Below are 12,859 nucleotides of genomic sequence, written 5' to 3'. Positions count from 1 at the left end.
GCTGATGATCGGCGGCTTCGGCGGTGCGGGCATGATGCTCCGCTCGCGTCGCCGCCTCGCGGTCGCCGCCGTCTAGGCCGACCGACCTCGAACGCCGACAAGCCGCCCGCCGCAAGGCCGGCGGCTTTGTCATGCCCGGGGCCTCAGGTCGGGGGGGCCTCAGGTCGGGGGGCCTAGGTCGGGGGCGCGGCGGGCGTGGCTGAGCCGGCGTCGGTTGGGGCGGCGCAGAGGCGCGCGGCGCTGCTGGCGAGCAGGCGATCGCCGGACTTCTGGGCGAGGGCGACGGCCTGGTCGCAGTGCCCGGTCTTGATGGCGTTGTCGACGGCGCGGACCTGGCGCAGGTGGCGCGCGTCGAGGGCGGCGTGGCGTTCGGAGGGCTCGCCGTCGAGGCGGTTCAGCAGGGCGTTGGCCGCCAGGCCGCAGTTGGAGCGGCCGCCGACGTTGGCGTAGCAGTTCATGCCGGACCCCTGCGCATGGGCCGGGACCGGGGGGCTGACGGCCAGGGCGATGGCGGCGGCGCTGGCGGCGATGGAGGTCAGGCTGAGGATCAGGCGCATGGCGGCCTCCCGCGGACGTCCGCATGTATCACGCCGTTATACGACGCTGGCGAGGGGAAAGCTTCAGCTGACCATCTCCTCGCGGATGCGGCCGCGGGCGAGCCAGAACAGCAGGGCCGAGGCCGTGCCGACCAGGGTGGCGACGATCAGGAGGCCCGGCAGGCCCGCCACCAGGAACGCCTTGCGCCACCCGAAGGTGTCGGCCAGGTAGCCGCCCAGCGCCAGGCCCAGCAGCGAGCCGATCGGCGTGCCCATGGCAAAGAACGCCAGGGCCGAGGCGCGCCTGGCCTTGGGCGTGTAGTCGGCGATCAGGGCGTGGGAGGTCGGCGTGCAGCCGGCTTCGCCGATGCCCACGCCGCCGCGGGCCAGGACCAGCCAGAAGAAGTTGGTGGCGAAGCCACAGGCGATGGTGAAGCCGCTCCAGGCGGTGAGGCAGCCGGCGATGATCCAGGGACGGTTGTGCCGGTCGGCGGCCCGGGCCAGCGGGAAGCCCAGGATGGTGTAGACTATGCCGAAGGCAAAGCCGGACAGCAGGCCCAGCTGCCAGTCGGCCAGCTTGAGGTCGTTCTTGATCGGCTCGGCCAGGATGTTGATCACCTGGCGGTCGAGGAAGCTGACCACATAGATCAGCATCAGCAGCCACAGGGCGTAGGTGCGATAGGCCGCCGACACCGGCGCCGGGCTGTCGACATGCGCGGCGCGTCCGTCCACGAGGCCTTCACCCGTGGGCGTGGAGATATCGGTCATCGCCGGCGTTTCCTGGGGTCGTGCTTAGGATTGCCGCCGACAGTAGAGGGCAGGTGGGCAATGTCGAATCCGCCATGGCGGGTCGTCCGTCTCGGGCCGGCGGACGTGGACTTGGCGCGGGGCGGCGGGTAGCTAGCCCGCAGACGGAGGCGCGCGCATGGAACTCGTGATCGGCACCAAGACGTGGTCGACGTGGTCGATGCGGCCGTGGCTGGTGATCCGGCGTTCGGGGCTGGCGTTCAGCGAGACCCTGGTGGAGCTGCGAGAGGAGAACGGGGTCAGCGAGGCGGCGATCCGGGTGCACTCGCCGTCGGGCCTGGCGCCGGTGCTGAAGGACGGCGCCCTGACGATCTGGGACTCGCTGGCGATCTGCGAATATCTGGCCGAGCGGGCGCCGGGGCTTTGGCCGGCCGATCGCACCGCGCGGGCCCTGGCGCGGGCGGCGGCGGCGGAGATGCATTCCGGGTTCGCCTCGCTGCGCGGCGAGTGCCCGATGGACCTCGCGGCGACGCCCCGGCCGGTTGAGCTGTCGGCGGCCACGGGCAAGGATATCCGGCGGATCGTCGAGCAGTGGAACGGGCTGCTGGCCCGGTTCGGCGGACCGTTCCTGGCGGGCGGCTGGTCGATCGCCGACGCCTTCTTCACGCCGGTGGCGACCCGGTTCCGGACCTATGGCGTGACGCTCAGCGACTATGGCGACACCGGCCCGGCGGGCGACTATTGCCAGCGGCTGCTGGAGACGCCCGAGTTCCTCGAGTGGGAGGCGGCGTCGCGGTGAAGCGGGTCGCCGGCCTGCTCAGGGCGGTCAATGTCGGCGGCCGCAAGGTGCTGATGGCCGACCTGAAGCAGATCGCGGCCGAGGCCGGGTTCGACGCGCCCGCGACCCTGCTGGCCAGCGGCAATGTGCTGTTCGGGACGACCGGATCGGGCCGGGCGGCCGGCGCGGCGCTGGAGGCGGCGATCCAGGCGCAACTGGGGATCGTCACCGACGTTCTGGTGCGCGACCATGCCGAGCTGGCGGCGGTGATCGCGGCCAATCCGTTTCCCGACGCGGCGAAGACCCAGCCCAACGGGCTGCTGGCGATGTTCCTGACCGGCCCGCCGCGCGGAGAGCTGGAGAGCCTCGCGTCGCTCTGTGTCGCCGGCGAGGCGCTGCGGCCGGGGCCGGGGTGTCTCTACATCCGGCTCCCGAACGGGGTGGGGACCTCCAAGCTGTCCAACGCGGCGATCGAGCGCCGGCTTAAGGTGCGCGGCACGGCGCGCAACTGGAACACGGTCGGCAAGCTGGCGGCGCTGCTGGCGGGGGTAGCGCGCTGCCGTCCAATTCAGCGCACGCGACAAACGCTGGCTCTTTGAACCACGGACCCACACAGGCCCACACGGACGCGCGGCGTCAGCGGCGTTTCAATCCCGGCGGCGAATCAAGCGGCGCTGACGCGCCATCGTGGCCGGCAGGTCGGCGCGAGCCTGCCGGGGCTAGAGCGCGTCAGGCGAAAGTGGATCCCGGTTTCGCCGCCCGACGCGCTCTAATTCAAAGAGGTAGAGCCTTTTTATCTGGTTCAAGTGACTCCACTTGAACCAGAAAGGCTCTAAGCCGCGCCCGTCGCGTAGGCGGGCAGGTCGCCGTAGAATTCGCCGACGCCGGCGGTCAGCGCGCTGACCATCTCGCGTTCCGCTTCGCTGAGATACGGGTTCCAGATGTCGAGGATCAGCACGGCGCGGGGTTCGTCGCTGTTGTTCCAGGCCTCGTGCTCGATGGTGTCGTCGAACACGAAGGCCTTGCCGGGCTCCCATGAGCGGGTCTCGGCGCCGACCCGGAAGCCGCAGTCGGGCGGGACCACCAGTGGCAGGTGGACGATCAGCCGGGCGTTGTTGACGCCCACGTGCGGCGGGATGCGGGTCTTCGCGTCGAGGATCGAGAACACCGCCGAGGGCGCGGTGCCCAGCAGCTCGCACCGGGGCCACGCTTCGAGCGCGGCGGCGGTCCTGGGGCAGCGGGCCAGGTTCTCAGCGACCGGCGCGCCGGCCCGCCAGAGATAGAAGACCCCCCAACGGCGAGAATTGTTGAGCTCGCGCCAGCGGTCCTGCGGCGCGCCTTCCGCAGAGACATAGGGCTCCAGGGCCGCGGGGCCGTCGGCCAGGACCTGAGCCAGCTCGGCCTGGATGTCGGCGGCGGCCGCTTCCAGCCGGTCGAGCCAGGGGAAGGCGTCGCGCGGATAGAACTCCAGGGCCGGCAGCTGCGGGAAGTACATGAAGCTGGGCGCTGGGCGGTAGACGCGGCGCTTGCGCAGCAGGGTGGCCATGCACTTGTCGAACCGGTCCAGCGACTGGTTGCCGTGGCGGGCGCGCAGGTCGCGCATCTGGTCCTCGAGGAAGGTCTCGAGTGCGAGGTCATTGCCGTCGACGCAGGCCCTGGCGTGCTCCAGCACCGGCCGGAACTGCGAGGACAGGAAGCGGGGAATGGACTGCAGCGCCGTGCGGTAGGTGGCCGCGGCGGCGCGGGACTCGCCGGCCCGCTCATGGCCCCAGGCGGCCTGCAGCAGGGCGCGGAAGGCGCCCGGTTCGATCGCGTCGATCAGCCCACCGACGCCTTCGCCGTCCCTATCCGACACGCTGTGCGACCCCTGTCCTGGACCGTCGGAACCCCCGAAGGGCCGCCGAGGTCGTGAATGATGACCGCATCCCGTCACAATTGATGTCGCGGCCGTAACAATAACGTCCTACCGATACAAGTGTGTGAAAGCGTGGGTTCGGGAAAAGCTAGCAGACGAGTCCGGGCTGACAACAACAGATCGGAAACATTTGAACACTGATCCGATCCAACTGCGCCAGACACGGATATATAATTTCGCTACGGCAGGCAGGCCCTATGGCGAAGCTTGGGCAATACCCTGGCGACAGGGGCCGGCCTGGTCGTGCTGATCTCGATCTTCGGTCCGATTTCGGGGGCCCGCTTCAACCCCGCGGTCAACCTGGTCTTCACCCTGCGGCGCGAGCTCGCCTGGCGCGACGCGGTCGCCTATCTGGCCGCGCAGGTGGTCGGCGGCGTGCTGGGCGTGTGGGCGGCGCACGCCATGTTCGCCGCATCGATCTGGCAGGTGTCGACGAAACTCCGCGACGGTCCCGGCCAGGTCTTCGCCGAGGCGGTGGCGACCTTCGGCCTGATCCTGACAATCCTGGGTACGCTCCGCTTTCGCCCGGCCCTGACGCCCGCGGCGGTCGGGCTCTACATCACCGCCGCCTACTGGGTTACCGCCTCGACCTCGTTCGCGAACCCCGCGGTGACCCTGGCGCGCAGCCTGACCGACAGCTTCTCGGGCATCGCGCCGGTGTCGGTCCCGGGCTTCCTGGCGGGTCAACTCGCCGGCGCGCTGGCTGCGGCGGGCCTTTGCGCCTGGCTGTTTCGCCCCGCCGCCGTTGCGATGGTCAAGGTCGACTAGCCGACTGAATTCGCGGTGTTTCGCCGCGCCTTGGGGCGCCTGCGTTAACTCAACATCATCAGATGCCCGGGCATGGTGGCCTCGACGGCCTCGGTTTCACGGTGGCCACGGCGAAGGGCTTCACCGGTGCACAGGTCGACTTCGGACCAGGCCACGTCTGACTTCGTCGCGGAGAACAGCCGCGACGTGATCGTGCGGGTGAACGGCGAAGGCCGGGTGACCTATGTTTCGCCCTCGGTGGGTCTCTATGGCTATGCGCCGGCCGAGCTGCTGGGCACGTCCGGCATCGACCTGATCCATCCGGACGACCGGGCCAGCTTCGCGCGCAACTCGCAGCTGCTGCAGCGCGGGGTGACGCCACCGGTGGCGACGCGGCAGCACCGGTTCCGCACGGCCGATGGACGGTGGGTCTGGATGGAGGGCAATCCCAAGATCATCCCGGGCCCGGACGGCCGGCCGATCGAGTGGCTGAACACCTTTCGCGACATCACCCAGCGCTACCAGCTGGAGGTCGAGGCTCGCGAGCAGGCCAACCTGTTCGAGGCCGCCTTCCAGTATGCCGCGAACGGCAAGGCGCTGGTCGGGCTGGACGGCTCTTTCCTTCGGGTGAACGACGCGTTCTGCCGGATCGTCGGCATCCCGTCGGCGGTGATGCAGAACCTGGACTTCCAGAGCATCACCCATCCCGACGACCTGGACGCCGACCTGAACCTGCTGGAGCGGCTTACCGCGGGGGAGATCGAGAGCTACCGGCTGGACAAGCGCTACCAGCATGCCGAGGGGCATGTGGTGTGGGTGCATCTGGCCGTGTCGATCGTCCGCAACGCCGACGGCTCGCCGAAGCACTATGTGGCCCAGGTCCAGGACCTGACCGAACAGCGCCAGACCGAGGCGGCGCTGGTGGAGAGCGAGGCGCGCTATCGGCTGATCGCCGAAAATACCTCGGACATGATCGTGATGACCAACCTGACCGGGCGGATCGTCTATGTGAGCCGCGCCGTGCGCCGCGCCGGCTGGGACCCCGACCTGCTGATGGGCGCGCACTTCAGCGACCAGATGGAGCCGGCCGACGCCAAGGAGGTGTCGCGGGTGTTCGGCCGGATGCTGAACGGCGAGCCCTCGAAGCACGTGCGCTGGCGCGGCCGCGACGGCATGAGCGGCGACTTGCTGTGGATGGAGTCCAGTCCGAACCTGCTGACCGATCCGGAGAGCGGCGAGCCGACCGGGTTCCTGGACGTGATCCGCGACGTGACCCTGCAGGTGGAGCAGGAGCAGGCGCTGGCCGCGGCGCGGGCGGACGCCGAGGCCGCCACGGTCGTGAAGTCGCAGTTCCTGGCCAACATGAGCCACGAGATCCGCACGCCGCTGACCGCGGTGGTCGGGTTCACCAGCCTGCTGCGCGAGGACCCGTCGCTGAGCGGGCCGGCGGCGGCCTACGTCGCGCGGATCTCGGCCGCTGGGAACGCGCTGCTGGCGATCGTCAACGACATCCTGGATTTCTCGAAGCTGGAAGCCGGCAAGATCGAGATCCGGGCGCGGCCCACCGACGTGGTCGAGGTCTGCCGCGAGACCCTGGGGGTGTTTTCGGCCAAGGCGGAGGCCAAGGGCCTGTCGCTGGCGTTCTCCGCCGACCCCAGCCTGTTGCGCTGCGCGACGATGATCGACAGCGAGCGGCTGCGCCAGACGCTGGTCAACCTGATCGGCAATGCGGTGAAGTTCACCGAAACCGGCGTCATCCGGGTGGCGGTGAGCGCCGACCCGCGGCCGGACTGGGTGGCGATCGAGGTCTCGGACACCGGGCCCGGCCTCGATCCCGAAGCCCAGGCGCTGCTGTTCCAGCGGTTCACCCAGATCGACGGGTCGATGACGCGGCGGCACGGCGGGACCGGCCTGGGGCTGGCGATCTGCAAGGGGCTGTCGGAGGCGATGGGCGGGACCATCGACGTCGACAGCCGCCTGGGTGGGGGCTCGACCTTCCGCCTGGTGCTGCCGGCGCCGCCGGCCGAGCTGCCGGCCGGGCTCTCCGACGAGGTCGACCTGGCCTCGATCGACGGCACGCGGGTGTTCGTGGTCGACGACAACCCGGTCAACCGCGAGCTGGCCCGCAAGGTGCTGGAAGCCGCCGGAGCGGAGGTCACCGACGCCGGCTGCGGGATCGAGGCGCTGGAGCGGATGGCGGCGGCGCCGTTCGACGTGGTGCTGATGGACCTGCGGATGCCGGGCATGGACGGCCACAAAACCCTGGCGCGCCTGCGCTCCACCGACGGGCCGAACCGCGACATCCCGGTGCTGGCCTTCACCGCCGACGCCGACATCGCCGGCGAGGGTGACCTGGACGCCTTCAACGGGGTGGTCTGCAAACCCATCGCCCCGCTCGAAATGTACGCCACCATCGGCCGTGTCACCCAGTGGACCGGCCTCGACGACGAGGAAGAGACCCATGCCGCTGCGTGCTGAAATCCGTCCACGCAAAGTCCTGGTCGTCGAGGACGACCCGTTCCTGCTGGAGCTGATCCTGACCCGGCTGGCCATCGCCGAGTACCAGGTGCAGGGGGCCAGCGACGGGATGCAGGCGATCCAGCGCCTGGCCGACTTCCGGCCTGACGCCATGGTGTTGGACATCAACATGCCGAACCTGGACGGGTTCGGGGTGCTGGCGCACATGCAGCCGCTAGGCCTGACCGAGCGGACCCTGACCATGGTGCTGACCGCGCGCAACAACGCCGAGGACGTGTCCCGGGCGATCCAGCTGGGCGCCAAGGACTATCTGTCCAAGCCGTTCAAGGACGACCAGCTGCTGGCCCGGGTCGGCCGCCTGTTCGCCCGCGCGGCCCGGGCCGCCGCCTAAGCCACCGGCGCCCGCAGGCGGCAGACGACCCCTGTGGCGGCGTAGGTCATGGCCGCGGGGGCGCTCAGTTCTCCGCCGAGCCCGGCGAGGAGGCGCGAGCCGAAGCCGGTGGCCAAGGGGACGACGACCGGCGGGCCGCCGGTCTCGCGCCAGGTCAGGTCGATCCCGTCGCCGGCCGGGTTCAGCGTCCAGGCCAGGGCCACGCGACCCTCCGGCGCCGATAGCGCCCCATACTTCACCGCATTGGTGGCCAGCTCGTGCAGGGCCATGGAGAGCGCCAGCGCCACGTTGGGGGCGAGGCGGACCGGCGGACCCTCGGCGGCGATGCGCGGCGCGGCCGGGTCGTCGTAGGGCCGCACGGCCTCATGGGCGAGTTCGCCGAGGTCCGCGCCTTCCCAGTTCTCGCGGGTCAGGACGTTGTGGGCGGCCGAGAGCGCCAGCAGCCGGTCGGTCAGCCGCTCGCGGCCCTCGCGCACCTCGACGCCTTCACGCAGGGTCTGGCGGGCCAGCGACTGGATGGTGGCCAGGGTGTTCTTCACCCGGTGGTTCAGCTCGTTGATCAGCAGCTGCTGGCGTTCCTCGGCGCGGTGGGTGTCGGTGGTGTCCATGGCCAGGCCGACATAGCCCTGGAGTTCGCCGGCCTCGTCGAACCGGGGCTGGGAGGCTGTGCGCAGCCAGCGCCACTCTCCCGGCGAGAGCCAGAAGCGGGCCTCCCAGGACAGCGGCTGGCGATGGTGGCGGTTCTCGGCGCGGGCCGCGGCGATCCGCGGACGATCCTCCGGGTGCATGATCTCGATCCAGCCATCGCCGAACATCCTGTCCAGCGGCATGGCGGCAAGCTCGCAGAAGGCGCGGTTGGCGAAGACCAGGGCGCCGGTGCTGTCGGTGACCCAGACCGGCGCGGGGGCGCTGTCGGCCATGGCGCGGAAGCGGGCCTCGCTCTCGGCCAGGCGGGCACGGTCGGCGCGGATGCGGTCGCGCTCGAGCCGGGCGTCGGTGATGTCGGTGAGCACGCCCAGCATGCCGGTCGGCGTGCCGTCCTCGGCGTACTGGGCCCGGGCGCGGACCATCATCCAGCGCTCGGCGCCGTCGGCCAGGCGGAAGAAGCGGTATTCGATCTCGTAGAAGGTGCGCTCGGCGATGGCCTTGCGAACCGCCTCCTGGGCGGCGTCGCGATCGTCGGGATGCAGGTGCTTGAGCTGTTCTGTCCAGGTCGTGTTCGCGCCGGGCGGCACGCCGATGATCTCGGCGGCGCGGTGCGACAGATCCACCAGATCGGTGACCGGATCCCAGCGCCAGTCGCCGAAGCCGGCGGTGGCCAGGGCCAGCTCCAGGCGTTCGGCCTGATCGCGCTCGCGGCGGGTCTGCTCATGGCGTTCGGTCACGTCGCGCGAGCTGACGCCGAGGCCGCCCTCCAGCGGGAAGGCGCGAAGATAGAACCAGCGGCCTCCGCGGAGCTCGGAACGGACCTCGGCCTCGATCGAGGCGCCGGTGGCCAGGGCGCGTTCGAGAAAGCCGTGCATGACCTGGTCTTCGCCCATGCCAGGCAGGTCCCAGGCCATGCGGCCCAGCATGTCCTCGCGGCGCAGGCCGTAGCGGTCGGCGCCGCCGCCATTGCAGTGGGTGACACGCCACTGGAAATCGAACGCGATGAAGCCATCGCCGAAGCTGTCGAGCATCTCGGAGATCTGGCGGCTCTGACCGCCGTCCTGGCTCGCCGACGGATTGGAAATGGCGCGCTCCCCGGGGGACTTGGCCGCAACTAGCGGTCGTTATGGCCGGTCCCGGGCCGCCGCCACAAGGCCATGCCTGGGTTCCGTCGTGACGTCCGCGCCCCGCTGTGGCTTGATCGGTAGTATCAGGCGCTGACAGTTGCAGGAAAATCTTGAAGAAACCTCGCCGAGCCCCTTTGGCCGATCCGCTGGCGGACGCGCGGCTGGCCGCTGTGCTGGAAAGCATCAGCGACGCCTATTACGCCGTCGACCGCGACTGGCGGGTGATCATGTTCAACGGCTCGGCCGAGGATTTCTTCGGCGCGTCGCGCAGCCAGGTGCTGGGGCGCAACTTCTGGGAGCTCTACACTTTCGGCCATGAGACCGAATTCGGCCGGCTGCTGCACCGGGCCATGGAGGCGCGCGAACCGGGCCGGATGACCGCGCCCTCGGCGCTCCGGGACGGACGTACGGTCGAGGTGCGCGTCTCGCCCCTGGGCGACGAGGGGATCGGGGTGTCGGTGGACGACATCACCGAACGGGCCGACGCCGAGAAGGCGCTGCGCCGCAGCGAGCGGCGGCTGGACCTGGCGGTGGGCGCCCACGCCATCGGCATCTTCGACTGGCACATCCCGAGCGGCAAGATCGTCTGGAGCCGCGAGGAGCACCAGCTCTTCGGCCTGCCGCCGGGCGAATTTGGCGGCAGCATCGAGGCCTGGGGCGCTCAGGTGCTTCCGGAGGACTTGAGCGAGATGGAGACCGCGATGGCCGCGGCGATGGCCGCGCGGCAGGAACTGATGGACTTCGCGTTCCGCATCCGGCGACCCGACGGCGCGGTGCGCTGGGTGGAGGGCGCGGCGCGGTTCCTCTACGCCGCCGATGGCTCGCCCATCCGCATGGTGGGCACCAACATGGACGTCACCGAGCGCAAGCTCGCCGAGCAGCATCAGCGGCTGCTGATCAACGAGCTGAACCACCGGGTGAAGAACACGCTGGCCATCGTGCAGGCGATCGCCTGGCAGTCGTTCCGCTCGGGCGGGATGCCGCAGGCCGCGCGCGAGGCGTTCGAAGGCCGGCTTACCGCGCTGGCGGCGGCGCACGACGTGCTGACGCAGCAGAACTGGGAGGCCGCCGCGATCGGCCAGATCGTCGCCATGGCCGTCGCCCCGCACCATGCCGGCGACGGACGGCTGACCGCCGAGGGCCCACTGGTGAACCTGGAGCCGAAGACCGCCGTGGCCCTGGGCCTGGCCATGCACGAACTGGCCACCAATGCGGTGAAGTACGGGGCGCTGTCCTCGTCGCAGGGCCGCGTGGAGGTGCGCTGGACGATACAGGGCGGCCGGCTGCGGCTGACCTGGACGGAGTGCGGCGGCCCGCCGGTGGCCAAGCCGCGGCAGCGCGGCTTCGGCGCTAGGATGCTGGAGCAGGGCCTGGCGGAGGAACTGCGTGGCACAGTGCGGCTGGAGTTCCGGCCGGAAGGTGTGGTGTGTTCCGTCGAGGCGGCGCTGGACGCATAGGGCGCGACCCCGACCTCAGCCCATCTGGGCGGCGCGTTCGGCGTCGGCGATGGACTCCGGGGTTTCGACGCCGAGGCTAGCTTCGAAGTCCTGCAGCACATCCATCAGCTGGATCACGTTGGCGGCCAGCGGCCGGCCGCGCGGGAACTGGTAGCGCCAGAAGGTGGCGATGTGGCTGACCAGGCCGCAGCCCTCGCCCAACGACAGGAACATGTCCGGCGACTTCAGCAGGAAGTCGCGGAACGCCACGGCGTTGCCCTCGGTGGTGAGCTGGGCGAACACCTCGTCGTAGGTGTTGAGGTGGTTCATCACCGTCTTGACCTGTCGCTCCATCTTCTGGCGCAGGCGGACCTTGGTGGCCTCCAGCTCGGCGGCGGTCTCGGTGTCGATCGGACCGACGACGCGGACCCGGCCCAGCTCGGCGAACACGTCGCGTAGATTGGCCCAGAGGCTGTTCAGCACCCACTTGTAGTAGAGGAAGCCCTTCCAGGCGAAGATGCCTTCCTTGTAGTTCTCCTTCTCCAGGCGAAGCGTCAGGCGCAGCGGCTCCAGCCGGTCGTCCGTCTTGGCCGAGAGCAGCGCCTCGACCAGGCGGGCGATGTTGCCTTCCATGCCGTCGGTGTCGCGGTAGGCCAGCTCGATCAGCTTGGAGATCTCGGCGCCCACGAAGCGCTGCATGCGCGCCAGGTCGGGGGCGGAGATCTCGAAGTGGCTGGGGCTGATGTCGAAGCCGCGGCGCTTCATGTGCTCACGCAGCAGAAAGGGGTCGAGCGACGGCAGCTCGTCGATCGCCTCCAGCACGGCGATGTCGCGAGGCAGTTCCGGCGCCTCGCCGCGCAGCTCCTCGAAAGTGTCGAGCCAGCCGCGTTCGGAGACGAACAGCGAACGGCCGCCCAGGCCCAGGTCGGAGCGTTCGAACGGGATGATCAGCTTGATGGCGGTGTAGCGCAGCCGGTCGAAGGACTCGCGCTCCTGGTCGCGCAGGCGGTGACGCACGATCACCGCGCCGTTCAGGGTGCCGGCGACGAAGAACGGGTTCTTCTGGTGCTCGGGGTTGTCGGCGTTGCGGATCGCCAGGGCGGCGAGATTGAGCACACGGCTGGTCGACGCGGTCTTTTCGAGACCGCGCAGGCTGCGAAATGTCCGGTCGGACGCCTTACCCACTGCATTCTGCTCCGAGGCGGATCGGGGCCTGCCAAAATTGCCGCATCCGCGATCGCCGCCAGTTTAACCGTGTCGTGTAACTGGAAGCTGAATCCGCCGATTCGAAATTCGACTGTATTATGAGGCATTCGCGAGACCCTGCGCCTGCCCACTTTGGGGGCCTTGCGGTTGCAATAGGGCGCGAAGACGGCGAATCCGAATAACGCCGTTGTGCATCCACAGTCGGGGTGCGACGCGGCGCTTGCCACATCGCGGGATCGCGAACAGTTTGCGGCGTCGATCGGGAGAGGGATTATGCCTATGCGGGCTAGGGTCATGCTGGCCGGCGCGGTGGCGATGGGGTTGGCCGGCGGCGCGGCGTCGGCGCAACCGTCTGGCCAGCCGAGGTTCCCGCCGTCGCTGGAGCGCGAGCCGATGCTGGCCTGGCTGCAGCGCGAGACCGACATCCTGCCGGACCGGGTGGTGGCGGTGACGCCGCAGGCGCTGACCTCGATCGTCTCGACCTTTCCGGCCGGTGGCGGCCAGGGCCCGCGGGTGGTGATCCGCGCCGAGGCGCTGAGCGCGGAAACCTATGCCCGCACCGGCGCGCTGTCCTGGCACGTCTCGATGACCGCCGATTGCCAGGGCCACCGGGTGCGGCTGGGCGACACCACGGGCTATTCCGAGCGCAACCTGATCGGCGACCGGCGGCTGCTGCGCGCGGCGGAGACCGAGTGGCGCGCGCCGGAGCCGGGCACGGCCCTGGACAACGCCTGGCGCGCGGCCTGCGACACCAGCTTCAAGGGACCGTTCGAGGCTCCCAGCGTGAAGGTGACCCGGGCCGACGTGCCGCCGCCGGCAACCGCCGCCCCGGCCGCGCCGCCGCCGGCCG

Annotated in this window: 12 protein-coding genes; 7 read left to right on the top strand and 5 right to left on the bottom strand. The window is 70.1% G+C overall.

Annotated features, from left to right (window positions below):
- Positions 1–173: 173 nt before the first annotated feature.
- Together Q0R13_RS02970 and Q0R13_RS02965 are read right to left on the bottom strand one after the other, a co-directional pair.
- Entirely contained in the window at positions 174–557 is a 384-nt protein-coding gene (locus Q0R13_RS02970) for a hypothetical protein (RefSeq protein ID WP_293899223.1), read from the bottom strand.
- A gap of 63 nt (positions 558–620) precedes the next feature.
- The gene (locus tag Q0R13_RS02965) at positions 621–1,304 is read right to left on the bottom strand and encodes an MFS transporter (protein ID WP_293899220.1); all 684 of its coding nucleotides are present in this window, start codon (positions 1,302–1,304) and stop codon (positions 621–623) included.
- A gap of 157 nt (positions 1,305–1,461) precedes the next feature.
- Between Q0R13_RS02965 and Q0R13_RS02960 the strand changes: the two genes are divergently transcribed.
- Both Q0R13_RS02960 and Q0R13_RS02955 read left to right on the top strand, forming a co-directional pair.
- Complete coding sequence (locus tag Q0R13_RS02960; RefSeq protein WP_293899217.1) at positions 1,462–2,082, top strand: glutathione S-transferase family protein; 621 nt, start codon at positions 1,462–1,464, stop codon at positions 2,080–2,082.
- On the top strand, positions 2,079–2,660 hold the full coding sequence (locus tag Q0R13_RS02955) for a DUF1697 domain-containing protein (protein ID WP_293899214.1): 582 nt from the start codon (positions 2,079–2,081) through the stop codon (positions 2,658–2,660). The genes Q0R13_RS02960 and Q0R13_RS02955 overlap by 4 nt, the downstream gene beginning before the upstream one ends.
- A gap of 233 nt (positions 2,661–2,893) precedes the next feature.
- On the opposite strand, the gene Q0R13_RS02950 is transcribed toward Q0R13_RS02955, so the two are convergent.
- Complete coding sequence (locus Q0R13_RS02950; protein WP_293899211.1) at positions 2,894–3,916, bottom strand: aspartyl/asparaginyl beta-hydroxylase domain-containing protein; 1,023 nt, start codon at positions 3,914–3,916, stop codon at positions 2,894–2,896.
- A gap of 267 nt (positions 3,917–4,183) precedes the next feature.
- Between Q0R13_RS02950 and Q0R13_RS02945 the strand changes: the two genes are divergently transcribed.
- The 3 genes from Q0R13_RS02945 (at position 4,184) to Q0R13_RS02935 (ending at position 7,592) form a co-directional block, all read left to right on the top strand.
- On the top strand, positions 4,184–4,744 hold the full coding sequence (locus Q0R13_RS02945; RefSeq protein WP_293899208.1) for an MIP/aquaporin family protein: 561 nt from the start codon (positions 4,184–4,186) through the stop codon (positions 4,742–4,744).
- Between the two features lie 126 nt (positions 4,745–4,870).
- The gene (locus Q0R13_RS02940) at positions 4,871–7,201 is read left to right on the top strand and encodes a PAS domain S-box protein (RefSeq protein ID WP_293899206.1); all 2,331 of its coding nucleotides are present in this window, start codon (positions 4,871–4,873) and stop codon (positions 7,199–7,201) included.
- On the top strand, positions 7,185–7,592 hold the full coding sequence (locus Q0R13_RS02935) for a response regulator (protein ID WP_293899203.1): 408 nt from the start codon (positions 7,185–7,187) through the stop codon (positions 7,590–7,592). Before Q0R13_RS02940 ends, Q0R13_RS02935 begins: the two co-directional genes overlap by 17 nt.
- On the opposite strand, the gene Q0R13_RS02930 is transcribed toward Q0R13_RS02935, so the two are convergent.
- Entirely contained in the window at positions 7,589–9,271 is a 1,683-nt protein-coding gene (locus Q0R13_RS02930) for a PAS domain-containing protein (protein ID WP_293899201.1), read from the bottom strand. The genes Q0R13_RS02935 and Q0R13_RS02930 overlap by 4 nt on opposite strands.
- Positions 9,272–9,501: 230 nt before the next feature.
- Here Q0R13_RS02930 and Q0R13_RS02925 point away from each other — a divergent pair, with 230 nt between their 5' ends.
- A complete protein-coding gene (locus tag Q0R13_RS02925) occupies positions 9,502–10,824 on the top strand; it encodes an HWE histidine kinase domain-containing protein (RefSeq protein ID WP_293899198.1) in 1,323 nt (440 codons plus the stop codon).
- A 15-nt stretch (positions 10,825–10,839) separates the two neighbouring features.
- On the opposite strand, the gene Q0R13_RS02920 is transcribed toward Q0R13_RS02925, so the two are convergent.
- A complete protein-coding gene (locus tag Q0R13_RS02920) occupies positions 10,840–11,988 on the bottom strand; it encodes a hypothetical protein (RefSeq protein ID WP_293899195.1) in 1,149 nt (382 codons plus the stop codon).
- A gap of 300 nt (positions 11,989–12,288) precedes the next feature.
- Here Q0R13_RS02920 and Q0R13_RS02915 point away from each other — a divergent pair.
- Positions 12,289–12,859 (top strand): surface-adhesin E family protein (locus tag Q0R13_RS02915; protein WP_293899192.1); only part of this gene is annotated, 571 nt, incomplete at its 3' end.

The organism is Phenylobacterium sp. (assembly GCF_025351295.1).
Classification (GTDB): Bacteria; Pseudomonadota; Alphaproteobacteria; order Caulobacterales; family Caulobacteraceae; genus Phenylobacterium.
This window is presented reverse-complemented; position numbering and strand designations above follow the sequence as displayed.

Bases quoted from the DNA above. Each gene is read 5' to 3' on its own strand.
- Q0R13_RS02970 (WP_293899223.1), bottom strand. From the start codon at position 557: ATGCGCCTGATCCTCAGCCTGACCTCCATCGCCGCCAGCGCCGCCGCC.
- Q0R13_RS02965 (WP_293899220.1), bottom strand. From the start codon at position 1,304: ATGACCGATATCTCCACGCCCACGGGTGAAGGCCTCGTGGACGGACGC.
- Q0R13_RS02960 (WP_293899217.1), top strand. From the start codon at position 1,462: ATGGAACTCGTGATCGGCACCAAGACGTGGTCGACGTGGTCGATGCGG.
- Q0R13_RS02935 (WP_293899203.1), top strand. From the start codon at position 7,185: ATGCCGCTGCGTGCTGAAATCCGTCCACGCAAAGTCCTGGTCGTCGAG.
- Q0R13_RS02930 (WP_293899201.1), bottom strand. From the start codon at position 9,271: ATGCTCGACAGCTTCGGCGATGGCTTCATCGCGTTCGATTTCCAGTGG.